At 39.8% G+C, this 25,108-nt stretch carries 26 protein-coding genes; 10 read left to right on the top strand and 16 right to left on the bottom strand.

Features of this window, described 5'->3' with window-relative positions; genetic code table 11:
* Positions 1-30: 30 nt before the first annotated feature.
* The 3 genes from can to hisB form a co-directional block, all read right to left on the bottom strand.
* Positions 31-684 (bottom strand): carbonate dehydratase, encoded by a 654-nt coding sequence (gene can / locus LXL81_RS24330; RefSeq protein WP_234649769.1) that lies wholly within the window; start codon positions 682-684, stop codon positions 31-33.
* A 130-nt stretch (positions 685-814) separates the two neighbouring features.
* Entirely contained in the window at positions 815-1,114 is a 300-nt protein-coding gene (locus tag LXL81_RS24325) for a hypothetical protein (RefSeq protein ID WP_234649767.1), read from the bottom strand.
* 332 nt (positions 1,115-1,446) lie between these two features.
* Positions 1,447-2,571 carry a bifunctional histidinol-phosphatase/imidazoleglycerol-phosphate dehydratase HisB gene (gene hisB, locus LXL81_RS24320; RefSeq protein ID WP_234649765.1) on the bottom strand — a complete coding sequence of 375 codons (1,125 nt, stop codon included), beginning with the start codon at positions 2,569-2,571 and terminating at the stop codon, positions 1,447-1,449.
* Between the two features lie 211 nt (positions 2,572-2,782).
* On the opposite strand from hisB, the gene LXL81_RS24315 reads away from it, so the two are divergent.
* The 4 genes from LXL81_RS24315 (at position 2,783) to LXL81_RS24300 (ending at position 6,435) form a co-directional block, all read left to right on the top strand.
* A complete protein-coding gene (locus tag LXL81_RS24315; RefSeq protein WP_234649763.1) occupies positions 2,783-3,376 on the top strand; it encodes a riboflavin synthase in 594 nt (197 codons plus the stop codon).
* A 69-nt stretch (positions 3,377-3,445) separates the two neighbouring features.
* Positions 3,446-4,243 carry a PASTA domain-containing protein gene (locus tag LXL81_RS24310; RefSeq protein ID WP_234649761.1) on the top strand — a complete coding sequence of 266 codons (798 nt, stop codon included), beginning with the start codon at positions 3,446-3,448 and terminating at the stop codon, positions 4,241-4,243.
* A complete protein-coding gene (locus LXL81_RS24305) occupies positions 4,221-6,101 on the top strand; it encodes a T9SS type A sorting domain-containing protein (RefSeq protein WP_234649758.1) in 1,881 nt (626 codons plus the stop codon). The genes LXL81_RS24310 and LXL81_RS24305 overlap by 23 nt, the downstream gene beginning before the upstream one ends.
* Positions 6,102-6,129: 28 nt before the next feature.
* The gene (locus LXL81_RS24300) at positions 6,130-6,435 is read left to right on the top strand and encodes a rhodanese-like domain-containing protein (protein ID WP_234649756.1); all 306 of its coding nucleotides are present in this window, start codon (positions 6,130-6,132) and stop codon (positions 6,433-6,435) included.
* Between the two features lie 52 nt (positions 6,436-6,487).
* Here LXL81_RS24300 and miaA read toward each other — a convergent pair whose 3' ends face one another.
* Positions 6,488-7,408 (bottom strand): tRNA (adenosine(37)-N6)-dimethylallyltransferase MiaA, encoded by a 921-nt coding sequence (gene miaA, locus LXL81_RS24295; RefSeq protein WP_234649754.1) that lies wholly within the window; start codon positions 7,406-7,408, stop codon positions 6,488-6,490.
* Between the two features lie 50 nt (positions 7,409-7,458).
* Between miaA and LXL81_RS24290 the strand changes: the two genes are divergently transcribed.
* Positions 7,459-8,124 (top strand): DUF4230 domain-containing protein, encoded by a 666-nt coding sequence (locus LXL81_RS24290; RefSeq protein WP_234649752.1) that lies wholly within the window; start codon positions 7,459-7,461, stop codon positions 8,122-8,124.
* 115 nt (positions 8,125-8,239) lie between these two features.
* Positions 8,240-8,839, top strand: a complete 600-nt coding sequence (locus tag LXL81_RS24285) for a hypothetical protein (protein ID WP_234650104.1) — start codon at positions 8,240-8,242, stop codon at positions 8,837-8,839.
* Positions 8,840-9,079: 240 nt separating this feature from the next.
* On the opposite strand, the gene gldN is transcribed toward LXL81_RS24285, so the two are convergent.
* The 8 genes from gldN to sucD all read right to left on the bottom strand — a co-directional run bounded on the left by gldN (position 9,080) and on the right by sucD (position 18,296).
* On the bottom strand, positions 9,080-10,126 hold the full coding sequence (gene gldN, locus LXL81_RS24280) for a gliding motility protein GldN (protein WP_234650100.1): 1,047 nt from the start codon (positions 10,124-10,126) through the stop codon (positions 9,080-9,082).
* A 50-nt stretch (positions 10,127-10,176) separates the two neighbouring features.
* Positions 10,177-11,769: a gliding motility protein GldM gene (gene gldM, locus LXL81_RS24275; protein ID WP_234649749.1), complete on the bottom strand. Its 1,593-nt coding sequence runs from the start codon at positions 11,767-11,769 to the stop codon at positions 10,177-10,179.
* 96 nt (positions 11,770-11,865) lie between these two features.
* On the bottom strand, positions 11,866-12,684 hold the full coding sequence (gene gldL, locus LXL81_RS24270; RefSeq protein WP_234649746.1) for a gliding motility protein GldL: 819 nt from the start codon (positions 12,682-12,684) through the stop codon (positions 11,866-11,868).
* A gap of 116 nt (positions 12,685-12,800) precedes the next feature.
* Positions 12,801-13,871 (bottom strand): SUMF1/EgtB/PvdO family nonheme iron enzyme, encoded by a 1,071-nt coding sequence (locus tag LXL81_RS24265; RefSeq protein WP_234649744.1) that lies wholly within the window; start codon positions 13,869-13,871, stop codon positions 12,801-12,803.
* A gap of 367 nt (positions 13,872-14,238) precedes the next feature.
* Positions 14,239-15,216, bottom strand: coding sequence for a type IX secretion system membrane protein PorP/SprF (locus tag LXL81_RS24260; RefSeq protein WP_234649741.1), 978 nt, complete (start codon positions 15,214-15,216; stop codon positions 14,239-14,241).
* Positions 15,217-15,348: 132 nt separating this feature from the next.
* On the bottom strand, positions 15,349-16,131 hold the full coding sequence (locus tag LXL81_RS24255) for a uroporphyrinogen-III synthase (protein WP_234649739.1): 783 nt from the start codon (positions 16,129-16,131) through the stop codon (positions 15,349-15,351).
* A 42-nt stretch (positions 16,132-16,173) separates the two neighbouring features.
* Positions 16,174-17,355, bottom strand: a complete 1,182-nt coding sequence (locus tag LXL81_RS24250) for a DUF4271 domain-containing protein (RefSeq protein ID WP_234649737.1) — start codon at positions 17,353-17,355, stop codon at positions 16,174-16,176.
* A 62-nt stretch (positions 17,356-17,417) separates the two neighbouring features.
* Complete coding sequence (gene sucD / locus LXL81_RS24245) at positions 17,418-18,296, bottom strand: succinate--CoA ligase subunit alpha (RefSeq protein ID WP_234649735.1); 879 nt, start codon at positions 18,294-18,296, stop codon at positions 17,418-17,420.
* Positions 18,297-18,400: 104 nt separating this feature from the next.
* Here sucD and LXL81_RS24240 point away from each other — a divergent pair, with 104 nt between their 5' ends.
* Together LXL81_RS24240 and azu are read left to right on the top strand one after the other, a co-directional pair.
* The gene (locus LXL81_RS24240; RefSeq protein ID WP_234649733.1) at positions 18,401-19,003 is read left to right on the top strand and encodes a hypothetical protein; all 603 of its coding nucleotides are present in this window, start codon (positions 18,401-18,403) and stop codon (positions 19,001-19,003) included.
* Positions 19,004-19,104: 101 nt separating this feature from the next.
* Positions 19,105-19,596 carry an azurin gene (gene azu / locus LXL81_RS24235; RefSeq protein ID WP_234649732.1) on the top strand — a complete coding sequence of 164 codons (492 nt, stop codon included), beginning with the start codon at positions 19,105-19,107 and terminating at the stop codon, positions 19,594-19,596.
* A 62-nt stretch (positions 19,597-19,658) separates the two neighbouring features.
* On the opposite strand, the gene LXL81_RS24230 is transcribed toward azu, so the two are convergent.
* Entirely contained in the window at positions 19,659-20,201 is a 543-nt protein-coding gene (locus tag LXL81_RS24230) for a TlpA disulfide reductase family protein (RefSeq protein WP_234649730.1), read from the bottom strand.
* A gap of 200 nt (positions 20,202-20,401) precedes the next feature.
* Here LXL81_RS24230 and LXL81_RS24225 point away from each other — a divergent pair, with 200 nt between their 5' ends.
* A complete protein-coding gene (locus LXL81_RS24225; protein WP_234649729.1) occupies positions 20,402-21,748 on the top strand; it encodes a tetratricopeptide repeat protein in 1,347 nt (448 codons plus the stop codon).
* Positions 21,749-21,819: 71 nt separating this feature from the next.
* Here the strand turns inward: LXL81_RS24225 and LXL81_RS24220 are convergent, their stop codons facing one another.
* The 3 genes from LXL81_RS24220 to LXL81_RS24210 are packed head-to-tail and all read right to left on the bottom strand — an operon-like array spanning position 21,820 to position 23,481.
* A complete protein-coding gene (locus tag LXL81_RS24220; protein WP_234649727.1) occupies positions 21,820-22,530 on the bottom strand; it encodes a superoxide dismutase in 711 nt (236 codons plus the stop codon).
* Positions 22,531-22,556: 26 nt separating this feature from the next.
* Positions 22,557-23,171 carry a recombination mediator RecR gene (recR, locus tag LXL81_RS24215; RefSeq protein WP_234649725.1) on the bottom strand — a complete coding sequence of 205 codons (615 nt, stop codon included), beginning with the start codon at positions 23,169-23,171 and terminating at the stop codon, positions 22,557-22,559.
* 34 nt (positions 23,172-23,205) lie between these two features.
* On the bottom strand, positions 23,206-23,481 hold the full coding sequence (locus LXL81_RS24210) for an ATP-dependent Clp protease adaptor ClpS (RefSeq protein ID WP_159471960.1): 276 nt from the start codon (positions 23,479-23,481) through the stop codon (positions 23,206-23,208).
* Positions 23,482-23,588: 107 nt separating this feature from the next.
* On the opposite strand from LXL81_RS24210, the gene LXL81_RS24205 reads away from it, so the two are divergent.
* A complete protein-coding gene (locus LXL81_RS24205; RefSeq protein WP_234649723.1) occupies positions 23,589-25,046 on the top strand; it encodes a sodium:solute symporter in 1,458 nt (485 codons plus the stop codon).
* Positions 25,047-25,108 lie beyond the last annotated feature (62 nt).

Below are 25,108 nucleotides of genomic sequence, written 5' to 3'. Positions count from 1 at the left end.
AATGGTTCAATAGAAATTTTAAGTTGTCGACTAGCTGATGGCGTGCTCCAGTGCATCCAGTTTATACACGGCTTCAATATCCTCATTATCGCCAACTGTGATATTAAGATCCTGCAGATAGCCGTTTTTTATGTCATAAACCAAGCCATGCACATGAAGTGAGTCTCCGTTTGACCAGGCATTTTGAACGATTGAGGTCTTTGTAAGATCGTGGACCTGTTCCAGAACATTGAGCTCAACAAGCCGGTCGCTTCTTTTTGCTACATCTTCAATTGCGTTTAATTCATCCTTATGCAAACGATAAACATCCTTGATGTGACGAAGCCAGTTATCGATCAGTCCGACTTGCTTATTACCCATAGCAGTAGCAACACCGCCGCATCCATAATGTCCGCAAACGATGATGTGTTTAACATGAAGCACATTTACCGCATAATCCAGGACGCTTAACATGCTGATATCGGTATGGATCACCATGTTGGCAATATTCCGGTGCACGAAAATATCACCTGGCATTGTCCCGGTTATCTCGTTGGCAGGAACACGGCTGTCTGAGCAGCCAATCCATAAAAATTGCGGAGATTGTCTTTCAGCCAGGTCGTTAAAGAAATCGGGATTTTTATCAATTCTGTTTTGTACCCAACGCTGATTATTTTCAAAAAGCTTATTATATGATTCACACATTAGATTCTAAATTATTATCGTTAAAAAATGATTGTGAACAAGCTGTAAAAGCACTGATTGCCAGTTCTGTAAGAAATGGCGAAAAGTGATATGGACAGTCTGATTCAGTCAATAAAACCGATGAAATAACTCAGGATAATTCGGGTGGGGGAGAGAAGAGATTTTTATAAATCTCATTTTCACACGCTATGGTGTATGAAAAAACCGTTTTGAGAGGAACGGTAAAATTAATTTTTTGAAAAGTGTGAGGAATCTGAGTCAGGATCTGATCATCATCAATCATCTTTTCCACTTCGGTATTTTCATTGTCGCAAGTACCATCAACGCAAACAACTTTTGCTTTTTCCCTGGCCAACAGAATGCTTGCTACATCTGTGGCTTTACAGATGAGGAAGACCGTTAATAGTAAAAGGCAAAGTTTTTTGAACAAAATATTGTGTTGTTTTATATATGGTTATACGTTTTACAACATAAAGAAAACTAAAATTGGTTTCTTTTATTTTATAAAATCCAATTTTTTGTACAAGCGGCAAATTAAGGAGCATAAAAAAAGGGATGTTTAACACATCCCTTTATATTAAGACTTGTAACTTTTCTCGTGGTTCTCTAACCAGCGTCCAACCAAAAAGGCTGAGCTTAAAAGAACTACATAAAAAGCTATCATTACAATCGTCATGAACATAATAATATCTGATTAGGTCTTGATTTGATAAAACAAAAATATATAAAAAAAGTCAACCACCGACCCACCACTTCAAAAAATTATAAAACCCCTTTGGTAGATGGCATAAAATCTAATGCTTTCAGGTCACGGCGCACAGCCATTTTTATCGCTTTTGCGAATCCTTTGAAGATAGACTCAATTTTATGGTGCTCATTCTGGCCTTCCACTTTTATATTTAAATTTGATAAAGAGGTATCAGAGAATGATTTGAAAAAATGATAAAACATTTCCGTTGGCATTTCCCCGATTTTTTCTCTTTTAAATTCAGCATCCCAAACCAGCCACGGCCGTCCTGAGAAATCAATTGCAACTTGCGCAAGAGCTTCGTCCATTGGTAATAAAAATCCATAACGGCTGATTCCCCGCTTATCACCGATGGCAATTCTGTATGCTTCTCCTAATGCCAGCGCAGTATCTTCAATTGTATGGTGTTCGTCAATATGCAAATCGCCTTCCACATGAATGGTCAGATCTGCACCTGAATGCCTTGCCACCTGATCCAGCATATGATCGTAAAATCCAAGACCGGTATGGATATCGGATCTTCCGCTTCCATCCAGATTTAATTCAATATGAATCTGGGTTTCTTTCGTATTACGCTGCACGATCGCCGTTCTGGAAGGTAGTTTCAAATGCTCGTAAATTGCATCCCAGTCGGTAGAAATGTAAGAAATTGCTTTATTCATTTCTTCTGAAATACCTTCTGTTGGCAATTCGTTCTGGATCAAAATTGCTTTCGATTTCAGATTTACCGCCAATTGAACGTCGGTCAGTCTATCGCCGATTACATAACTGTTTGCCAGATCATAATCTTCTGAAAAATAGGAAGTGAGCATACCAATACCAGGTTTTCGGGTTGGAAGGTTATCCTCAGGAAAACTTCTGTCGATATGAACCGTTGTAAAATGTATATTTTCCCTTTCAAGAATCTGAAGCATTTTATTGTGGGCTGGCCAAAAGGTTTCTTCCGGAAAAGATTGTGTCCCCAAACCATCCTGATTGGTTACCATGACGAGTTCGTAATCAGTTTCCTCGGCTATTTTGCGAAGATTTGAAATTGCTTTTGGAAGAAATTCAAGTTTTTCAAGTGAATCAACCTGGAAATCCGTTGGCGGCTCAACGATGATCGTTCCGTCACGATCGATAAATAATACTTTTTTCATTTAAAAAGGATACAAAGAATCAAAGGTTTTGAACAAACTTCAATGCGGTGGTAAAATGGCAGCTGCCATTTTACCACCGCAAAGTTCGCAAACTATATGGTATTGAAAAGATTTATACAAAGTAAATAACGATTCACGGACTTTTGGCAACAAAAAGGTCGGCAAAGAAGTTGTACATTTACATGATAAACCAATTCATTTTTAAAGCAGAATGTTTACAGGAATTGTAGAAACCATTGGAGAAGTATTAAATGTCGAAACAGAAGGTACCAACAAAACTTTCACCTTTCGTTCGACGCTGGCTCCTGAATTAAAAATCGACCAAAGTTTAAACCATAATGGTGTTTGCCTTACCATAGTTTCATTAAAAGAAGACACATACCAGGTTACTGCGATTGAAGAAACTTTGAATAAAACCAATCTCGGAAATCTTAAAGAAGGCAGCAAGGCAAATCTGGAACGCTGTATGCCGGCAAATGGCAGATTTGACGGCCATATTGTGCAGGGCCATGTGGATCAAACCGCAATTTGTACCCGTATCGAAGAAAGAGATGGAAGCTGGTTATTTGATTTTCAATATGATGCGGCGCTGGGAAATATGACCGTCGAAAAGGGCTCTATATGTGTCAATGGCGTAAGTCTTACTGTTTTCAATTCAGAAGAAAATTCGTTCCGTGTTGCCATTATTCCTTATACCTATTCCTTTACAAATTTTCACCAGTTGCAGGAAGGCGACGTCGTAAATCTTGAATTTGATATTCTTGGAAAATATATCAAACGAATTCTTGGTTCATATACGATGTAAGTAATTTGCATCTTGAATTATTCCTTCTATTTTTACCGTTTTTAGAAATTACCCGCAGCATGTACGTCCATGGCAAAAATTAGCACACAATCCCGCAAGGATCTTTTTACACATATTGGCATTGTAGTATCACTTATACTGGTCTTTTTTCTCGGCTTTTTCTTCATTTATCTGCCTTTCACGACCAATCACGGGGAGGCCATCACGGTACCGGACCTTCGTAAGAAAAACCTGAGTGAGTTGGAGGATTTTCTGGATAGTCGTGATCTGCGCTTTGAGGTTGACTCTACGTATGTTCCCAATCTGCCGCCTCTGACGGTAATTCAGCAATATCCAAAACCGGGGGCAAAGGTAAAAGAGGGGAGAAAGATATATGTTACAGTAGTTTCATTGACTGCTCCACTTATCAAAATGCCTAAACTGACAGACATGACGCACAGAAGTGCTCAGATGCAGCTTAAAAGTTTAGGTTTGGAAGAAGGTACAATATCTTACGTTCCTGATATGGCGCAAAATGCGGTGCTTAGACAAATGTATAAGGGCGTTGAAATTCTTCCCGGACAACCTATTGCAAAAGGATCTAAAATTGATCTTGAACTTGGTGAAGGTTTGGGTTCAGCCCAGTTTGAGCTGCCGTCTGTTTTGGGGATGCCGCTGGATGAAGCCAAGATACAGATTGTCGGTGCAGGATTAAAAGTTGGTCAGGTAATGCAAATTGAAGCAGAAGAAGGCCAGATTCCCGGAACTGTTGTAAAGCAGAATCCTGAAACAGGTAATAAAGTTCGAATCGGCGATGTAATTGACCTGTGGGTTATCCCGGCAGGTGCTGAACCAAATGCCCCAAATGAAGAAAACACACAACCGTAAAGACATTTTATCAGGTATTTGTAAATTTTTGTTTTTATCAATATTAATACTGAGTTCCTGTCAGTTTAATATCGTGTTTGGACAGCTCAGACTGGTACCCATTGGAAGTGCGCCAAGTGGGGATCTCGAAGTGAATTCCGGCGCATTAGCCAGAATCCAGGCATTGGGTTTGCCGTTTTTTGATGATTTTTCTACAACTGCAACTTCTCATCCAGATACCAATTTCTGGATGCCAAAAAGTGGAGTGTATATTAACAATACGTTAGCCACCACACAGCCTTCTGTGAACATGGCAACTTTTGACGGACTTGACGGCAACGGCGTTCCGTATAATTACAGCAATCAATTATCGCAGGGGCATACGGACACACTTACTTCACAGTCCATAGATCTGGGAAGTCTGAGTCCTTCTGATTCTGTTTATCTGAGTTTTTACTGGCTTGCTAAAGGTCTGGGAGAATTGCCTGACGACAATGACACCTTACGTCTGGAATTTCTTGGAAATGATCAGCAATGGGTTTCTGTTTGGTCAACAACCGGACCGTCGTTTGATACTCTTTTTACAAGACAGTTTGTTGCAGTTACAAATCCAGTTTTTTTTCACAGCAATTTCCAATTCCGGTTCAGGACTTACGGCAGGCTGTCGGGGCCATATGATACCTGGCATCTGGACTATTTGTATTTAAATAAGGGTAGATCAATCACCGATCGATTCATAAAAGATATCGCAGTCAGGACTCCGCTTACGCCTTTTTTGAGTAAATATACCGCAATGCCGATCAGGCAATACTGGGCAAATCCGGCATCGGCTACTTCGGATTCTGTTGGAACAAACATTATTAATCTTTTCAACGATTTCAACTTTACGACTTTCAATTTTACTGTTAAAGATGAAATTTCAGGAAAGGAATTTACCAATTTCAATGCGACCTCTGCTGTTTTTATTGGTGGGGAAAAAGGACAAAGTAAGCGAATGGCCGTTTCTCCAATCCCTGTTGACAGATCAATCAAGTCTTTGAAACTGAAATATAAACTGAACCTGATCACGACGGACGACCAGAATCCAACAATCCCGTCTGTCAATCTACGTAGAAATGACACGATCAGTGCCAGAACAAATTTGAGTAATTATTATGCTTATGATGATGGAAGTGCGGAATATGGCGTTCAGATCAACCAGCGGTTAGGCCGGGTATCAGTTCGTTTTGCACTTTCACAGCCAGATACATTAAGTGGTGTCAGGATGTCAATCGTGCCATTTAATCAAAATGTAGCCGGCCAGGCATTTACTATTCAGATATTAAGTAATAAAAACGGGAAGCCGGATCAGGTTTTAGCGCAAAGGTCAGTTTTTGCTTCGTATGCATCAGCTCGTGATAGTTTGATCCAGTACGCTTTTGCTTCCCCCGTCGCCTTAAAAGATACATTTTACGTCGGCTGGATTCAGGTAGACGAGCAGCCATTGAGTGTAGGATACGACAGGAATTCCCTGCTTGGAAACAATCAGATTTTCTATAATCTGGGAACACAATGGGTGCAGGAAACCTCATTGAAAGGAAGCGTAATCATCCGTCCATATATGGGAGGAAGCGTGGGAGAGACGGTTACCGGTACAGAACCAATTACTAATTCAAGTAGTTTCTTTTATCCAAATCCGAATAAAGGTATTATTGGCTGGAATGAAAACTGGATTAGACAGATTGAAATTTATTCTGTCGGGGGTATTCTGGTCAAGACGATTGCTGCTAAAAATGATAACAGATCGGCATCTGTTCATGAATTACCGGATGGTATTTATATATTTAAAGCGTCGGATGGGAAACGATCTTTCGTCCAAAAGATGTTGATAGTAAAATAAGGGTAATAACAATTATAATTTGATTATCATGGATATTAAAGTTGCAGAATTAAAAGAACGTTTAGATAAAGGTGAAGCTTTGAATTTTTACGATGTTCGTGAAGAGCATGAATATGAAGAAGACAATTTAGGTGCTACGCTGATTCCGCTTGCAGAGTTACCGGATCACCTGGATGAGCTTGAACCTTTGAAAGACGAAGAAATTATCGTTCACTGCCGTTCAGGCGCAAGAAGCGGAAAAGCGCAGGCTTTTCTTGAAGCTCAGGGTTTTACTAATGTACGTAACGTGATTGGTGGAATTCTTGCTTACCGCGAATTGGAGGAAGAAGTTTAGAAATCTTATTCAATAGGGCAGCTGGTTGTTTTATAAAAACAGCCGGCTGTTTTTATTTCAGACTGGATTCGGAGTTTATATAATCCAGGATTTTATCAAATTCCTCGGGCTTGAACCATTTAAAATCACCCTGATGACGAAACCAGGTAAGCTGCCGTTTCGCATATCTTCTTGAATTTTGCTTCAATAAACGCTCCATTTCTTTCTCATTATATAATCCATCCAGACAGCCATATACTTCTTTATATCCCACCGTTTGAAGTGCATGACTTGTACGATATTCAATTACACTTTTGGCTTCATCAACCAGTCCCTGCGCGAGCATTTGATCCATTCGGCTGTCAATGCGATGATAAAGTTCGGCCCGGTCACGGTCCAGCGCAATCAATATTTGTTTAAAAGGCCGGCTAATCAGATTTTTTTGTTGGAAACGGGATATTGGAATTCCGGTAGTATAGAAAACCTCCAGGGCGCGTACAACCCGCTGGGGATTTAATATTTCCTTTGTTGCGGCAAAATCAGGATCCAGGTTTCTGACTTCTTCCTGTAATTTTTCCAATCCTTCATTTGATAAACGATCTGTCAACATTTCCCGCAGGCCGGCTTTGGGTGCAGGCAGCGCATCCAATCCTTCTGAAACCGCTTTGATGTAAAGCCCCGAACCACCTGTCATCACTACAAAATCATGATCCTGAAATAGACGATCAAGTAATATCAATGCATCACGCTCAAAATCTCCCGCACTGTACTGTTCCGCAATGGAGTGAGAATTAATAAAATGATGTGGTATTTCTTTTAATTCCTCTTCTGATGGTTTGGCTGTTCCTATTGAAAGTTCCCGAAAAATCTGACGGGAATCTGCTGAGATAATTTCCGTATTTAACGTCCTGGCGAGTCTGATTGCCAGTTCTGTTTTTCCTACTGCTGTGGGGCCTGCGATGATGATCAGGTATTTTACCCGGCTATTTGGCATTCTGGACTTTTTATGTGATTTTAGTAAACACAAAAATACACATCATGGAAATGAGCACACTACTTTTCTTTATATTATCTGTTTTTTTAGGCGGCGCACTCGGTGCGGGTGCCTATTATTTTTGGTCGGGGAAGCATATGGCAAAATCTGAACCACAACGGGAAGCCACCATATTACTTGAAAGAATAGAGAAAGTTTTCAAAGTGGTCATGGCCGAAGGTTATTTTACAGAGATCTACAATTATCAACACGACAAAAATTTCTGGAATCTGATAAAAGATAAAAAAAAGGCTTTGGTCATAGCAAAGGCGAAAGTACTGGTTGGATATGATTTCGGCAAACTACGATTTCATGTAGAAGGGATAAACAGAAAAATAGTCATTGATTATTTTCCTGAACCGGAAGTACTTTCTATGGATACTGATTATAAATTTTACGATATTGAGCAGGGTTGGTTAAATCGTTTTCAAAGTGATGATTATACTTCCATTTTAAACGAAGCCAAACAAACGATGAATGAGAAGGCGCTCCAAAGTGATCTTCCCCGCATAGCTACAAACCAGGTACAATTGATGATGTTTCAATTGGCAGCTACTATGAATTGGAACATTGATATGCAGTTGCCGGAAACCAATAAAAACATTATTGACGAGTTTTCTTCGTACAAACCTGTGGAAGCAGGAATAGAATCGCTCAATAAAAAAACAGAAGAATAGAATATTTATTCAATCTTCTTCATCACTTTCTTTAAAAGCCGCGTATATGTTGTTAAATCCAAACTATTAATTTAATCTCTAACTGTTCAATATTTCATCCTTAAACTTTACGATTATGTTCAAAAAATTATTAGCGGTTATATGTGTTTGTTTTGTTGTTTTCCTTGCAGGTTGTAAAGGTGATGATGGAGCGGTAGGTCCGGCGGGTCCGGCAGGCCCTGCAGGTGCCACCGGAGCAACAGGTGCCACGGGAGCTGACGGTTCTGGTTCTTCCGCAATTATTTTAACGACAGGTGCAATTACCGGAACAGGTTCAGGCGGAGATTTATCTTTCGCACTTGTAGATAGTTTAACTGCTGACGAAGAAGATTTTTACGACAGTGGTGTTGCCGTATTGGTTTACGCCAAGTCACTTGGTGTATGGTGGCCTCTTCCTGGAAATGTTCAGTTTGCAAACAGTGCGGTAAGTGGTTTCACTTTTGTTCATGGCGTTGACAGCGGCACATTTTTCGTAGATATTTTTACAACAGGAAATTCGGAAGGAGCTTCAACTGCACCAACAAGAAGTTTTGATGATATCAGAGTTGTGTTGCTTCCGGATACAGGTGCAAGATTATCAGCAGATATCAATTGGAGCAGTTATGACGCAACCATTAAAGCACTGGGCTTGACAGATGTAAGTTTGACAAAAACAGGATTGTACAAAAAGAAATAATCCGAAACATCTTAATCCTCAAATCCCTGTTACGAAAGTGGCAGGGATTTTTTTGTGCCGTATTCGAGACTAATTTTTTATAAGGGATGGGAGACGCAGTCTTTATATTGATAAAGATTCCCGACAATGTAAGAATAGCTGTCGATCCATTGTTCTGATTTACGAATGGAAAGTGGGGGAACAACAAAAAAGCGAAAGCACCTTCCGGTACTTTCGCTTTTTAAATTTTTTCGGTTTGGATTAATACTCCCAAAGACCGTGTTCAAGTTCCATCAACTCTTGTTCGTAGTTAAGAGACTTGATCAATGCTTCTTTATCACCTTTGTAAATATCAATAAATGACTTGTCAGAAGCATTTGAATACTTTGTGATACGTCCGTAGAATAAACGAAGATCAAAGGCATCAGCAAGGTTTTTGTTTTGAGCAGTATTTTTGGTGTTATACCAGATGTATTTTTTAGGATCGCTTCTGAAAAGACGTTCCACATCTTTGTAACGGAATGAAGCAATTGGTAATTCAAGACCTGTCGCAGCATTCATGTCAGACGGAATCAGAAGGGTGATTGCCTGAATGTCCATATACAAACGAGAACGTTTTTTATCAAAAGTCCAGTCTTCCTTAACCTCCATCAGGTTAATTTGATCCGGGAAAAACTCTTCCTCGGTTGCCATCGTAGCAGCAACCTGGAAAGTATCAACAGGCATAGCAGCTACAACTGGTGGCTCTTCTTTTATTGCTTTTCCTTTTGCTCCTTTTTTCGTTGATTTTTTTGGCTTAGGTGCTCCCCAACCATCATCTTCAACAGCTGTTTTTTTGGTAGGTGCTCCCCATCCGTCGTCAGCCGCAGCTGTTTTCTCGGTTTTCTTGGTATCTACCTTTGGCTTATCATCCCAACCGCCAGCATCTGCGGCAGGTTTTCCAAATCCGGCTGCAATTTCTTCAGCAGACAAACCAGCTGTCTGATTTGGAATAAGAAGCTTTTTGTGAATCAGATCACTTGATAATTTGGTAGTACAAGAGTCATTTGTGTAAGCATCAATAAGACCTGCTTTTGCTGCTTCTAAAAGATATCTTGTAATCTCATTATTTTTAGAGAACATAGAAGAGTTTTGTTTCTCTTTAAGATCCACTCTTCTCCATAATGTTCTTTTCATCATCACATCACCCTCACTGATTGGATGTGACGAAAATTGATTCGCGGTAGAGTCTTCCTTCTCCTGAGCAAATACCATGGTAGATCCCATCGTAAGGGATAATATTGACCATGCAATTGTTTTTCCGTTCATTCTTCTCATTGCTTATATTTTTATCTTATCCAATCAGCAATTGTATCTTATTAGTTAAGCGATACAGATCTGATAATCTGACCCATTTCTACTTCGCTTACATTTCCTTTGAAATTCTGACGTTCTACTTTCAATACTTCAATCACATAACGATCGCCAGGTTCTGCTTGTTGTGCCAGTGAAGAAATTGATCCGCCACCACCTAAACTGATAGGACTTCCGATACGTCTTGATCCTCTTGCAAGAGAAACCTGAATTGACGAAACGCGGAAACGGGCATCTTCCGGTGAGAAAGTTTTAAAGCTTTCATCTGCCAAAGCTACCACCTGAATACTACGTGCAGCACTTGCAGCAATCCCGCGACGTTCATCCAAAGCAGTTCCGTTCACACGAATTTCAATTGTCGGTTTAGGAACAAGTCTCACACGGAAACCGTCAGTACCCAATACGCTACCCTGATTGCTAACTGTCAGAGTCAATTGTGCACGGTTTGGTACAATTGTAAACTTACCTTTTTGACCACTAGGGATGATTTCACCACCATCTGTTGAGAAAGTAGGAGCCCAAAGTGCGCCCAATGCCGGACTTTGAATACTCAGTTTATTAGCACAACCAAGATATAAAGGAGGCAAAGTACCCGTTTCAATCTGGTAAGTTGGCTTTACTACAAAATATTCCTGTCTCAAATTTACGGTAGTATCTCGGCCAGATGGAGTAGGGAAGGAGATTGCTCCGGTTAACTCACGACGTGCAATACCTTCTGCATTGTATCCGCCACCCTGCGCAATGAATTCGATTTTACCTACACCATTTTCAACTTTAACACCACCACCATTTAAACTCATACGAGGCGTGATACCACTGGCCGAAGCAGCAATGAACATATCACCTTTGAATTTAGTACCGGCAACAACTGTTTTTGCATCAGCACTGATCATCGCCAGAATTCTGTCAAATTTAATGTCAGCTGCACCTACTTTACTTGCAAGGTAACTTAACACTTCACTTTCCATTCTGCGGATATCGGTTTGCTTCTGGCTCAAAACTGCCAGGGCAGCAGCAACAGGTGTTTCGGCAAAATTCAATTCAGCAAAATCTTTATTTCTTTGATCAACGCTTGTTTTAGTAACCGGATCCTCCTTACCGTCCATAGCAATGGACTGGAATTTGGTAGGATTCAGACCACTCAAACGATCAGTAAAGGCGTTCAGATCTTGTTTCAGCTTATACGCCTTACCATTTTTCTTTCCACCAATCATCAATTCACCAACTTTGGCTTCTTCCTGAGGATTTTTAATTCCACCCTGCTCGTTTAGTCCGCCACCGGCACTTGTAATGATTTCCTGTTTAAGCGCATTAATTTCATTTATAATGTCAGCCGAAGATTTCCGTACGTCATCAGCCTGCTTTAAAACTGCAACATCCGCTGCACGATTGCCTGACTTCTCAACTGCTGCTTTTATTTTTAGTACGGTTTCCTGGTTTATTTTATTGGCTGCTCCCGAAGATAGTTCCAAAGAATTGTTCAGTAGGACGAATTTTTCGATAATCGCTGAGCTTACCTGCAATGCGAGCATTGCTGTAAGAACCAGATACATCATTCCAATCATCTTCTGACGGGGTGTTTCTTTTCCACCTGCCATATTATTCAGTAATCAGTTATCAGTGATTAAATAGTTAAGATAACAAACAATAATAAGATCCTGTTAGGGTTTACAACACTGTTTGCCCGGTTGATATTACGCGTTTCCACCACGCATGGCAGTCAGCATATTACCATAAATACCGTTAAGTGAAGAAATGTTAGTTGTTAATTTTGACATTTCAGACTTAAATATTTGTGATTCTTTGGTAGCATCAGCCATGTTTTCCATAGCAGCCGTAAGGTTACCATAAAAAGCATTCATCGCTTTAAGGTGTTTTGTTGTATCCTGAAGTTCAAGTTCATAAACCGCATTCAAGGCACCCATATTTTTTGTGATCTGCTGAAACTGGTCACGGTATGATTGTGCATCTTTCGTTGCATCAGCCATAGAAGTCATTGCAGTAATTGCGACTCCATATGATTTATTCATATCGTTCATTGCAAGCGAAGCAGATTTCACGTTTTTAGCGTAATCATTTGTTGCAACAGTTGCATCCGTCAAATCTGTGATTTTACCAACAGTTTCAGAAAGATTTTTAAATCCTTTTCCCAGACTGTCAAAAACGTCCGGAGAAATCTTGGCATTGTCAAGCATTGTATCAAGTTTAGCTGTGATACCGCTTCCTGATGAAGTTCCGCCGCGTGTGATCGCTGGTCCGTTATAGTCATCAGCAAGTTCAGGATAAACACGTGTCCAGTCCGGATCAGTATTTGTTGATTGCGTTAATGTTTGCAGTGCATATAATAAGAAAATACCAACTTCTGTCCCAAGACCTATTGTAAGCATTTCACTTCCTCCATCCCAATGCTGAATTTTGAATAATGCTCCCATAATAACAACTGCAGCACCTGCGCTGTAAATTGTTGGTACTAGTTTGTCCCATAAAAAACTAGATCCGTTACTCTTAGCCATACGAATTGAAATAAATTATAGTGAATAGTGATAATAAAATTTGTTGTGTTTATAAAATAATGACGCAAAGAAGAGTGCAGTGTCACAAAACGCTGCTACTTCTTTGCGTAAATTTTCTAGCGACGTGAACGTCCACCCGCACGACCGTTAACATTATCCATCACGCAACGGAAACCGATAAAGGCTCTGCGCTCAGTTTCGTACTCATAAGTACGTGTTCCGGTTTGAAGGAAGTAAGCAACGTCTTTCCATGATCCGCCTTTAACTACTTTACGAGGCTCGTCCGGGTTATCATATCTTGGGTTCATATCCCAAACAATTGCTGTTGCGTTATCAGTAAAGGCATCAAGTGTCCATTCTGCTACGTTTCCGGCCATATTGTATAAGCCAAAATCATTCGGGTTATATGCATTTGCAGGAGCTGTGTATGGATATCCATCCGCGTCATAGTTACCTCGCTGCGGTTTAAAGTTTGCAAGGAAGCAACCTTTTGTATTCATTGTATATGGATTACCCCATGGATATTTAGCCACTGCGCGGCCGCCGCGTGCTGCCCATTCCCATTCTGCTTCACTAGGCAAACGGAAAGCAGTAGAATTGAACTGACCTTCTTTATTCTGATAATCATGATAAAGGTTGGTCCGCCATTTTGCAAAGTATTGAGCACCTAACCAGCTAACACCTACAACCGGGTAAGTGTCGAAACCTGGGTGCTGATAGTAATATTCAACAAATGGATCTCCATTAGAGTACGCAAAATCTTTTTTCCAGGCTGTTGTATCCGGATAATATTTCGTCATAATTTCTTCTTCTCCCAATACAGATACTGAGTCAACAAGAAGTGCATTAACGAATTGACGATATTCGTTGTTCGTAATCTCGGTGTCGTCCATGAAGAAAGAACTGATCGTTACGCGACGGTTCATGTTATTCATCGAAGCTGCTATATCTTCATCAGCCTGTCCCATTGTAAACGAACCGGATGGTATCATGACCATACCTGCCGGTGTTGTTTGTTTGAACCCTTTACGCGCCGTCGCGGTGATTTCGCCATTTGCGATCCCGACGTCTTCTTTTCCTCCCTTGCCAAATTTATTTTTGATAAATCCGCAACTTTGCATCAGCATAAGAGCAGCTATCAAAAGCAAACTTTTGACCCCATCCCGATAGATCACTTTAACATTCATAGTGGTTTTTGATATTTGAAATAATAAATGTTAGCCTAAAAACGTCAATCGATTAATATATAGTATACTTAAAATAAAAACAAAAGTAACGAACCACTAAAAATGAATGAGAAAGCGGTAAAGGAAATGCTTATCCAATTTTACTCTAATCATTTAACCGACTTAACGTAAGAACGTATGTCGTTGGTATAACACTTGAAAATTTTACAAATATAAATTAAAGTTTTGCAAACTGAGTGACATGTGTCTGGGCCAGTTACTAAAAAAGTAATAAATTAAATGCCCGTTATTTAATCAAATTGCAATGTTTTGCTTTTTGATTGTACATAATTATGATTTAATATCCACTCATTTTTGTTCGAAAAAATTAAAATCTGAAACGAGGAGTCCTTATGATTGTTTTCTTACCAAATTTAGGAGAAGGCAGTGCATAAGATAACATTACTTCAAAAGAAGATGGTGATTTTGCTTTATTTCCACCAATTACCATATCATACGCTCCGGATAATCTCAGAGATTGGTCGGATAACAAATAAATTCCGCCCATAATGATAAAGTAGGTATCCTGTTGTCTGTAAGTAGCACCGGCCCAGTACTTTTTGTTGTATGTAACAGTAGCTCCTCCTTCAACAGAAACTGTGGTAATATCGGATTTAACTAAAACGATAGGCTGGACGTCCAGCAAATATCCCAATTCAAGATTTACACCTGCATTAAGATAAACTGTTTTAGGCAAAGGATTGGTCGCAGTTGCTGATCCAAGCTGGTATTTTGGTTCCAGTAAGTGATTTAATGAAGCACCTACATAAAAAGCATCGCTAACATAACGGACACCTACCGCAAAATCGGGATTCATTTCCGAGACAGTTCCGGTTTGAATCAAAGGATCATCCTGATCGCGTGCCCGAAGTTTACTGTAGTCTATTGATTGTCTGAAAAGTCCGGCACTGGCTCCGACATGCAGATTTCCACCTGCAAGCGGAAAATGATAAGAAGCAGATAATTTAAAATCCTGATTGGTACGTGGTCCGGTTTTGTCATTTAAAGCATAAAAACCAATCCCGAAGTTCTTGACTGGCATACTGAAAGAAAAAAGCTGCGTAGAGAGTGCACCTCCTTCATCATTATTTGTACCCTGATAGCCAACATATTGCGTACGGTGGGTGAGCTGAAATTTAGTCAGACCGTCTGCGCCTGCGGCTGCCGGATTTAAATAGAGCTGATTTAAAGAAAAAAGGCTGAATTGAGCATCTGTTTGCGCAGAGGCTCCAGGAGATATTGTCAGTAATAATATCCCAAATATATAGCCCAGTTTATTAACACGATAGATAAACGTCAAGGTCATGCGTATGGATTAGGTTAAAGAACACTTGAGTGCTTAAGAGGTTTATTTCATAACGCATATTCTGGAAAAAAATTGATATAATAATAAAAAAGGCCGGGAAAATTTCTCGGCCTTTTTAGTCAGCAGGTTATGCTAAATATTATTTGCTTTGCGGATGTATAGATCAAGCGCTCCGGTCATGGATGGGGCGTTGGGTAAAGGTGCCTGAATATCAAGAATCAAGCCTGCATCTTCCACAGCTTTTGCAGTCGTAGGACCAAACGCGGCAATACGTGTTACGTTCTGTTTGAAATCAGGGAAATTGTCAAAAAGTGACTTGATTCCCGATGGACTAAAAAACGCAATGATATCGTAATAAACATCTTCAAGATCAGAAAGATCAGCGGAAGCTGTCTGGTACATTGTAGCTTCTGTAAACTGAAATTCTTCTACATCCGCGAATTCAGGGATTTCATTTTTACGTACATCAGAACAGGGATAAAGGAATTTTTCCTTTTTGTGTTTACGGATCAGCTCAATTAATTCAACAGCCGTTTTTGTTCCTGCAAAAATTTTACGTTTGCGGATAACAATATACTTCTGAAGGTAATTTGCTGTCTGTTCTGAAATACAGAAATATTTCATAGTAGCCGGAACTTCTACACGGCCTTCTGCGCAAATTCTAAAGAAATGATCAATAGCGTTACGACTTGTGAAAATCACAGCCGTGTGATCCAGGATATTAATCTTTTGCTTACGAAACTCCTTATAAGAGACTCCGTCTATCTGGATAAATGGCCGAAAATCCACTTTAATGCCATACTTCTTCGCTATTTCAAAATATGGTGAATTTTCGTCGGCCGGCCTGGATTGGCTTACCAGAATGCTGGTAACCTTTTTGAGCCGATCCTGATCAAATTTGATGGTCTCACTCATGTATAATTCTCATTAGTTTAATTTCAAAATCATCCCTGAAACTTACATAGCGAACTTTATGCCGATAATCAACGGGATTATTTCGATGACGCAAAGGTACGAAAATAAATACAGATTAATAAACGATGCCGGCGGCTTAGTCACAACATAAAGCGTAAAGAACCGTGTTACATAAAAAATCAGGAAAGGAAACAGGATGTAGGGGCGTAGCGGAACAAGCCAGATGGCGTTGTTCAGACTCAGCATAAAAACAAGAAGAAAAAGGGCAACGTAAAAGAAGTAGGAGGATTGTATTATTTTTAGGAACAACGTTTCAACCAGCTTATCCAGATTCAGCATTTGTCCTACTAAAACCATGAAAATAAATTTGCCATAAGTCAGCACAAAAAAGATTGTGGAGAGCATGAAAAAATCGACCAGAAACTGTATCAGGTTTGATTCTTCGGAAAGTATTGCGGAAACAGAGAACAGATTCAGCTTATTGTTGGCAAAGAATACCAACATGAAAGCCATAAGCATGGAAACGATTATGACCAGGAAGATAACTGTATTGCTGTATGGTTTATTTAATTTTGAAAGTTGTTCCCTGGGGTCGTTATTGAAAAATTCGAGAGGGTTAATAAGCCTTGAAAATGCAAGCGGATTGACATTGAAAATCCAGGCATTCAGGATCAGAATGACGAGCATTGCAAGGATGGAAAAATTTCCAAAAGGGGAAAAATTAATTGGTTTTATATTGATAAGTGTGGATGCTGTTCTCTCTATTATCCCGCTTGCATCCTGAGATTTCTTGTGGCAAATGAGCACATCCTTATCATCTATACCCGCATTTCCATAAACGGAAAGCAATAATTCTTCTTTTTTATAGATACGGAAAAGGCTGTCAATGTTCAGTTCAAGCCATTGGCCGGCAATTATTTTTTTTTGAAGCGCTCCTTCTAAAAACAGATAACTTTCATTATCAGCTTTTACGAGCAGAAAATATCTCCGGTTTTTTAATAAATCAATATATAAACTTACCGATTTCGTCCCTTCGTTAATTCCTTTTGAAAAAGGAACATAGTTTTTATACTGGTTGCTGTAAACCAGCCAGTCATTCTGATAATCATAAACCGGAAAAAATTGTTCGGGAGGCAAAGCCTTAACGGCACCCCGGGCACTGGACCCGGCGAAAATGAAAATCGTGCAAACGACCAGAAAAAGCAGTGAATGAATGGACTTCATTGCTACAAGAAAGGGCGGGGTTTCCCCAGCCCTTTCATAAAAAATTATATTGTTATTTTGAATTATTTTCTTCCAAGAGCCAAAAGCATGGTCTCGCCGATAAGTGCAGGAGATTCAGCAACAAAAATACCTGACTCTTCCATGATACGGATTTTAGCTTCTGCAGTATCATCAGCACCACCGATAATCGCACCAGCATGGCCCATACGACGACCTTTCGGAGCAGTTTTACCAGCAATAAATCCTACAACAGGTTTAAGGTTTCCGGTTGATTTGATGTAGTTTGCTGCGTCAGCTTCCATGCTTCCACCGATTTCACCAATCATTACAATCGCTTCTGTCTCAGGGTCATTCATCAATAATTCAACCGCTTCTTTTGTAGTTGTACCAATGATCGGGTCGCCACCGATACCAATTGCAGTAGTTTGTCCAAGACCTGCACGTGTAAGCTGATCTACCGCTTCGTACGTTAATGTTCCGGATTTGGAAACAATTCCTACTGTTCCTTTTTTGAAGATAAAACCTGGCATGATACCGACTTTACATTCTTCCGCAGTAATAACACCCGGACAGTTAGGGCCGATCAAACGAACATTTTTACCTTGTAGATATTGTTTCGCCTGCATCATATCCTTTGTAGGAATACCTTCAGTTATACAAACGATTACACCAATACCCGCGTCCGCTGCTTCCATAATAGCATCAGCGGCAAAAGCCGGCGGCACAAAAATGATCGCTACGTCAGCGCCTGTTGCACGTACAGACTGTTCAACTGTATTAAATACAGGTCTGTCAAGGTGGAAAAGTCCTCCTTTGCCCGGTGTAACACCGCCTACTACGTTAGTTCCGTATTCGATCATCTGCTGGGCATGAAAAGAACCTTCAGAACCCGTAAATCCCTGAACTATAATCTTAGAATTTTTATTAACTAAAACGCTCATGTTGGTAAATCAGTTTTTTTGGTAAAAGTAGCTCGAAAAGCACGAAGTAGCAAAATGAAACTATAATTTGTAACTTGCTTTATTCATAATCTTCAAAATTGCCCATGAATATACTGACGAATTCCCATATCTTTTCCAATCTGGTTTTAAGTATTGCCGGTGTCCTCGTTTTTTTGAAATATTTCAAGGCTCAGACATTACAAAGCCGTTTATTATGGGGGATTTTTTTGTTAAGTATTTCAATAAATGCGGTTGTGGAATTGTTGGTTATTGCAGGTATGCAACAATTGCTGACCTTTAATATGATAACACAAGCCGCGGAAACTACCCTGGGAGCAATTTGTCTGGTAGTAGCTTCTTTTAGTTTGATATTGAAATATACGCCTTCATTGATGGTGATGATATCAACCCTGGCGCTTGGGCTGACTTTATGTTTGAGCATGCTTCTCTATCAAGTTCCTTTTATAGGCCTGATCATCCAGCCGTTCTGTATTGTTGTCACTTTGTGCATTTCCTGTCTTGGACTTGCTTACCGGCAAAAAAGTGCTCTTTGGGTAGTTTTTGCGATGACCTTGCTTGCAGTTTCTGCCAAATCGCAGTCAATTCCCTTACCCATGCACCCGCTTGATTTAAACCATTACATTGTTGTTTTAGCGATTATCTGTGTTGGCCGGGCGGTTAAGGATCAGTATAAAATTCTTTTCTGAGATTTTATTCCAAACAATTGTTAATGCATTCTTTTTTTATTGTTATGTATACTAACTTGCACCAGTTAAATTCAATAAACAAAGTTTATCTATATCCTTATATGAAAATGATTAAGTCCAGCGCCTTGTTTCTTGCCGCAGTTTTGGCATTCGGAGCGGTTTCTGTTAGCCCATCACAGGCGACAACACTTGGTACAGAGGTACGTGACGTTAAGCAAGTTAAAACTATCGTAATTAAAGGTAGTGATGCTATGCAATATGATGTAAAGGAAGTTAAAGTTAAAGCAGGACAGAAAGTAAAATTGACGCTTACGCATTCTGGTAAATTGGCTAAGGCTGCGATGGGTCATAACTTTGTTTTGCTAAAACCAGGTACTGACATTGCTGCATTTGCTTCAAAAGCAGCGGCTGCAAGAGAAACTGAATATATCCCTAAATCGGAAGAAGCAAGCATCATCGCGCATACAAAATTAGTAGGTGGCGGCGAAAGCGATACAATCGAGTTTACAGCTCCTAAAAAAGGAACCTACACTTACATTTGCAGCTTCCCTGGTCATTATGCTTTGATGAAAGGAACTTTCATTGTTGAATAATCTGACGAGAAATTCATAAAAAAACCGGTCTGGAACTTCCAGACCGGTTTTTTTATGCATTGTTAAATTTCTGCAAGCTGTTTTTGAATCAGACTGTTAATCTCTGGTGTGTCCCATTGAGATGCTCCAACTTCCTGTGCTATTATTTTCCCTTTGAAAATAATATAAGTTCTCGGAATAGCATTTCCGTCCAGTGCCGGCGGATATGGACCGGCGAATTGATAAAATGGTAGCTCATATCCTTTTCGCGCTATAAAAGGATTGACCGTTTCCGCATCTTCATCAGAAACGATAAAGAAATCCACTTTTTTGTTGGTTTTATATTTGTTGTATAACGTTTGAATGCCCGGCATTTCCATGTTGCAAGGCCCACACCACGTAGCCCAGACATTTAGAAATATCAGTTTATTTTCATCCATTTTAACGGTGTTTCCTTTCAGATCCGTCAGGGAAGGCAGATACACCGACGATGGAATTTCCGAAGTAGCTCCCACATTTTCGTTTGATGGAATCTCTGTTTTAGGGGCAAAAACAACAAAATAAATGGCTACAAAAGCCAAAATTGATAAACCGAAAATCAGAAGCTTTTTGGGTGTGCTGGTCATAATTGATAAACGTAATAATTTTGGTATTAGAATGATAGAAATTTTTCTATCTGTAAAAGTAGTTATATTATGTAAGATATTAATTCTATACAAAGCTTCAAAAAATAGAGAACTTCTTTGCTAATCGCAGTCATAATTTGAATACTTTTATATCCATATTAACATCACAAAATCCTTATCTATTGAAAAACTATACATTCATGAAATTTAAACAAGTTCTGCTTCCTCTTCTTTTTACCGTCTTCATTTTACCTTCTCAGACATTTGCACAACGTTCCGCAGCCGAATATTTTGAAGAAGGAAATTCCAAAGCCCGTGCAAGTGATTTCGCCGGTGCTCTTCAGGCTTACAGTGTTGTGGTTTCGATCAATCCTGAACATGCACCAAGTTATTTTAACAGAGGATTGGCAAAAGCTAATCTGAAAGATCATCGCGGAGCCATTCTGGATTATGACCGTGCTATTGAAATAAACCCTAAGGAAGCGCTTTATTACCAGAGCCGTGGTGTGAGTAAAAGTATGCAGGACGACTATCGTGCCGCAATTCAGGATTATTCAAGAGCGATCGAATTAAATTCGGAAGATGCGAAATCTTACTATTATCGTGGGGTAAGTTATGCGAAATTAGGAAATCACAGGAGTGCAATGACTGATCTGGACAAATCGCTTATGCTGGATCCGGGCGATGTGGGTGCCTTGTATGCGCGCGGTAACTGCAAACAGCTTTTACACGAATATGCAGGAAGTCTTGCTGATTTTTCCAAAGTTATTGAAATGAGTCCTAAACGTGCCGGAGCTTATGCGGGCAGAGGTAATGCCAAAATTGAATTAAATGATTTTGCAGGAGCGGCAGCTGATTTTACGAAGGCAATAGAATTAAGCCCGAATGAAGGTTCGTATTATGACAAAAGAGGTTTTGCCAAAAATAAAATTGAAGATTTCCAGGGTGCGATTTCTGATTATGACAAAACATTGCAAATTGAACCTGAAAACTACAAGGCTTATTACGGGCGGGGTTTTTCCAAAACAAAACTAAATGATCAGCGTGGTGCCGTTCTGGATCTTACAAAAGCGATTGAAATAAAAAACCTTTACATTTCAGATCCTAAAAAGATCGTGTACGACGGAAAAATAACCAAAAGTGTTTTGGATGAATTACGCAATCAGATCAAGGAACATATCAAAATAGACGATCTGACGACAGAGCGTTCAGAGGCTTATTACATCCGGGGTGTAAGTAAATCTAAAAGTGGTGATAGTAAAGGTGCATTAATAGATATCAGTACGGCAGTTGAATTAAATCCGACTTATGCGGATGCCTATTTTTCAAGAGGGTTGATTAAATCATCCATTGGTGAACAAATGGGTGCGGTTTTGGATTTTTCAAGTTCTATAAAACTGAAATCAAATTTTCCCGAGGCGTATTATATCAGAGGAATTATCAAGCACAGCCTGGGGCAAGTCAATGAAGGGTGTCTGGATTTAAGCAAAGCCGGAGAACTTGGCTATATGCCTTCTTACAAAGTAATAAGCACTTACTGTAATTAATTGTTAATTGTCAATGGTTAATTGTTAATGACTCAGAATCGGCCATTAACAATTAACCATTAACAATTAAATTAGGCTTTTTTAAGGTTTTCAGCAACCTTGTCCCAGTTCACAACATTCCAGAATGCTGCGATATAATCTGCGCGTTTGTTTTGGTAGTGCAAATAATAAGCATGTTCCCAAACGTCTAATCCTAAAATCGGTGTTCCTTTAGTTTCGGCGATATCCATGATCGGATTATCCTGATTTGCAGTTGAACTGATAGCAAGTTTGCCATCCTTTGCAGTTAACCAGGCCCAGCCAGATCCGAAACGGGTTGTAGCAGCCTTGCCAAATGCTTCTTTAAATTTATCAAAAGAACCAAATTGTGCGTTGATCGCATCAGCAACAGCTCCTTTTGGCGCACCGCCTTTTCCCGCGCCCATTACTTCCCAGAAAAAAGTATGGTTCCAGTGTCCGCCTGCATTATTACGAATTGCAGCCGGTGCTTTTCCAGCGGTTTTTACGATTTCTTCAAGCGTTTTCTTTTCGTATTCTGTGCCTTTTACAGCATCATTCAGATTTTTTACATAAGCAGCATGGTGTTTGCCATAATGTATTTCCATCGTCATTTTATCTATACTCGGTTCCAAAGCTGCAAAATCGTAAGGAAGAGGAGCCTGTTTGAACGGCGCAGTTTCAAGCAATATTCCTGATGAAGTTTTTGCAAATGCGAAATCAGCAAGTGCGCCAACGGCTAAAGAGCCTCCGGCTAATGTGCGCAAAAAATCTGTTCTATTCATAATACTTTGATTTTTAAATAAACATTTCAATCGTAAGCCACCCGGCTAACGATACTGCGACCAAGTGTTATTTCGTCAGCATATTCAAGATCACCGCCGATGGGGATTCCACGGGCGATAGTACTTACCTTGACTTCGCTGGGTTTTAGTTTTTTCTGTAAATAAAAGGCAGTTGTATCACCTTCCATAGTAGGACTTAATGCAAGAATTATTTCCTGCACACGCTCATCCTGAGGGGCTGATTCAATTCTTCTGATCAGTGAATCGATGTTGAGATCTGATGGTCCGATGCCTTCCAGCGGAGAAATAATTCCGCCCAATACATGATACAAACCTTTGAACTGACTGGTTGCTTCAATTGCCAAAACATCCCTTGTATCCACGACAACGCAGATAATCGAAGAATCACGTTTTGGATTTTTGCAGATATTACAAAATTCTTCATCAGAAATATTATGGCATTGAACGCAGTAGCAGGTCTGCGTCCGCATTTTCAGGAGCGCCTCTGACAATCCGCGTGTTTGCTGTTCGTCACGTTTCAGTAAATGTAAGGCAAGGCGGAGCGCTGTTTTTTTTCCGATTCCTGGAAGCCGGGAAATTTCACTGACTGCATCCTCAATAAGACGGGACGGATAATTCATGTGTAGCAATAAAGTAAGTAACCGCCGATTTTAATTAATGAATCTCTGCTGAAATACCTCTCCTGCAAATTTCATTCCTCATACTGGCCAGTTCTTCAAATTCTCCCTCTTTAACAGAACATTTTCCCTTAAAGTGGATAATCAGGGTACATTGTTCGGCTTGCTCGCTGGTATGTTTGCAAACCTCCATCAAAGTATCTATAACCCAGTCAAATGTATTTATATCATCATTATAAACGACCAGCTTCATCAAATCGGTCTCAACCGTTTTTTCGAGAATTTCTGTATCTGTTTCTATTAGCACTTGCATAACAACCAAATTTCTGTTTGTTTAGCAAATCTAATCAAAAGTGGAGATTATTCGAAGTCTTTTATCACCTCTTTTATTATTCATGCTTTCTTAAAACCCACAGGTGAATGAATCCCTACATTTCTTTAATTATACTCATTGTCTATTTTGCAATGCTCATTACGGTGTCAGTTTATACCTCTCGCGGAGCTGATACCAATACATTTTTCACCGCCAACAGACAGTCGCCCTGGTATTTGGTTGCCTTCGGAATGATCGGTACTTCTCTGTCCGGCGTAACATTTATTTCTGTTCCCGGCGCTGTTGCAAACATCCAGTTTTCGTATTTTCAGGTTGTTATCGGATATATTTTTGGTTATCTGGTGATTGGTACCGTTTTGCTGCCTCTTTATTATCGTCTGAACCTGATTTCCATATATTCCTATTTAGAGCAGCGTTTTGGTTTTTGGTCATATAAAACTGGTTCAGCTGTTTTTCTTTTGTCCAGAACGGTTGGTTCCGCTGTGCGTTTATATGTTGCTGCCCAGGTTTTGCAGCTGGCACTTTTCAAGCCGCTTGGTGTTCCATTTGAGGTTGCCGTAGCCATCACGATTCTTCTGATCTGGATTTATACTTTTAAAGGAGGAGTGAAAACAATTATCGTAACGGATACCCTGCAAACCTTTTTCCTGGTGACCGCGGTTATTCTCACCATTGTTCTGGTATCACAGGAGCTAAATCTTCATGGCCTGTCTGATGTGTGGAATACGGTTCAGGATAGCGGTTATTCCAAGATCTTTTACTGGGATTTTAATGATTCAAAGAATTTCTTCAAGCAGTTTTTTGCGGGGATGTTCATTGCCATTGTCATGACAGGAATGGATCAGGATCTGATGCAGAAGAATTTAACATGTAAAAATATTGGTGAAGCGCAAAAAAACATGTTCTGGTTTACGGCTGTTCTGGTCGTGGTAAACTTCCTGTTTTTATCCCTCGGCGCATTACTTTACGTATATGCAGCAGCGAAAGGAATTCCTGCAACCGCCAGGACAGATGAGTTTTACCCGATGCTTGCACTCAATCATTTAGGTCTGGCCGTTGGCATTACGTTCTTACTGGGTATCACCGCCGCAACCTACGCAAGCTCAGATTCCGCGCTTACGGCCCTGACCACGGCATTTTGTATCGATTTTATGGAAATTGAGAAAAAGCCGGAAGCCAAGCGATCCAGTATTAAATTCTGGGTGCATATTGGTTTTTCAGTTTTGTTCTATGTTGTAATCCTGATTTTTAACAGGCTGAATAATAAAGAAGTTATCACTGCTATTTTCGATCTGGCAGGATATACTTATGGTCCGTTACTGGGATTATTTGTTTTTGGTTTATACCTGAAACGACCCGTTCTGGACCGTTACGTTCCTTTCGTATGTATCCTGGCACCGATTTTAACTTACTATATCAATAATCATTCAGAAGAGTGGTTTAACGGATATAAATTCGGTTTTGAAAGATTGATTATTAACGGGCTGATCACTTTTATAGGACTTTGGCTGCTTACCGATAAAAAGGCCGGGAAATTGGCGTAATTTTGTGCAATATTTAAAAACAGGATTGACTGATCTGGTTTCGGTCAATCCTGTTTTTTTAA

It is taken from the genome of Dyadobacter sp. CY356, from assembly GCF_021440195.1.
Taxonomy (GTDB): Bacteria; Bacteroidota; Bacteroidia; order Cytophagales; family Spirosomataceae; genus Dyadobacter.
The sequence above is the reverse complement of the archived record's forward strand: the minus strand, read 5'-3'. Positions and strand labels throughout refer to the sequence as shown.

Excerpts from the sequence above, each read along its gene's own strand:
- can (WP_234649769.1), bottom strand. The coding sequence starts at position 684 with ATGTGTGAATCATATAATAAGCTTTTTGAAAATAATCAGCGTTGGGTA.
- hisB (WP_234649765.1), bottom strand. The coding sequence starts at position 2,571 with ATGAAAAAAGTATTATTTATCGATCGTGACGGAACGATCATCGTTGAG.
- LXL81_RS24315 (WP_234649763.1), top strand. The coding sequence starts at position 2,783 with ATGTTTACAGGAATTGTAGAAACCATTGGAGAAGTATTAAATGTCGAA.
- LXL81_RS24310 (WP_234649761.1), top strand. The coding sequence starts at position 3,446 with ATGGCAAAAATTAGCACACAATCCCGCAAGGATCTTTTTACACATATT.
- LXL81_RS24305 (WP_234649758.1), top strand. The coding sequence starts at position 4,221 with ATGAAGAAAACACACAACCGTAAAGACATTTTATCAGGTATTTGTAAA.
- LXL81_RS24300 (WP_234649756.1), top strand. The coding sequence starts at position 6,130 with ATGGATATTAAAGTTGCAGAATTAAAAGAACGTTTAGATAAAGGTGAA.
- miaA (WP_234649754.1), bottom strand. The coding sequence starts at position 7,408 with ATGCCAAATAGCCGGGTAAAATACCTGATCATCATCGCAGGCCCCACA.
- LXL81_RS24290 (WP_234649752.1), top strand. The coding sequence starts at position 7,459 with ATGAGCACACTACTTTTCTTTATATTATCTGTTTTTTTAGGCGGCGCA.
- LXL81_RS24285 (WP_234650104.1), top strand. The coding sequence starts at position 8,240 with ATGTTCAAAAAATTATTAGCGGTTATATGTGTTTGTTTTGTTGTTTTC.
- gldN (WP_234650100.1), bottom strand. The coding sequence starts at position 10,126 with ATGAACGGAAAAACAATTGCATGGTCAATATTATCCCTTACGATGGGA.
- gldM (WP_234649749.1), bottom strand. The coding sequence starts at position 11,769 with ATGGCAGGTGGAAAAGAAACACCCCGTCAGAAGATGATTGGAATGATG.
- gldL (WP_234649746.1), bottom strand. The coding sequence starts at position 12,684 with ATGGCTAAGAGTAACGGATCTAGTTTTTTATGGGACAAACTAGTACCA.
- LXL81_RS24265 (WP_234649744.1), bottom strand. The coding sequence starts at position 13,871 with ATGAATGTTAAAGTGATCTATCGGGATGGGGTCAAAAGTTTGCTTTTG.
- LXL81_RS24260 (WP_234649741.1), bottom strand. The coding sequence starts at position 15,216 with ATGACCTTGACGTTTATCTATCGTGTTAATAAACTGGGCTATATATTT.
- LXL81_RS24255 (WP_234649739.1), bottom strand. The coding sequence starts at position 16,131 with ATGAGTGAGACCATCAAATTTGATCAGGATCGGCTCAAAAAGGTTACC.
- LXL81_RS24250 (WP_234649737.1), bottom strand. The coding sequence starts at position 17,355 with ATGAAGTCCATTCATTCACTGCTTTTTCTGGTCGTTTGCACGATTTTC.
- sucD (WP_234649735.1), bottom strand. The coding sequence starts at position 18,296 with ATGAGCGTTTTAGTTAATAAAAATTCTAAGATTATAGTTCAGGGATTT.
- LXL81_RS24240 (WP_234649733.1), top strand. The coding sequence starts at position 18,401 with ATGAATATACTGACGAATTCCCATATCTTTTCCAATCTGGTTTTAAGT.
- azu (WP_234649732.1), top strand. The coding sequence starts at position 19,105 with ATGAAAATGATTAAGTCCAGCGCCTTGTTTCTTGCCGCAGTTTTGGCA.
- LXL81_RS24230 (WP_234649730.1), bottom strand. The coding sequence starts at position 20,201 with ATGACCAGCACACCCAAAAAGCTTCTGATTTTCGGTTTATCAATTTTG.
- LXL81_RS24225 (WP_234649729.1), top strand. The coding sequence starts at position 20,402 with ATGAAATTTAAACAAGTTCTGCTTCCTCTTCTTTTTACCGTCTTCATT.
- LXL81_RS24220 (WP_234649727.1), bottom strand. The coding sequence starts at position 22,530 with ATGAATAGAACAGATTTTTTGCGCACATTAGCCGGAGGCTCTTTAGCC.
- recR (WP_234649725.1), bottom strand. The coding sequence starts at position 23,171 with ATGAATTATCCGTCCCGTCTTATTGAGGATGCAGTCAGTGAAATTTCC.
- LXL81_RS24210 (WP_159471960.1), bottom strand. The coding sequence starts at position 23,481 with ATGCAAGTGCTAATAGAAACAGATACAGAAATTCTCGAAAAAACGGTT.
- LXL81_RS24205 (WP_234649723.1), top strand. The coding sequence starts at position 23,589 with ATGAATCCCTACATTTCTTTAATTATACTCATTGTCTATTTTGCAATG.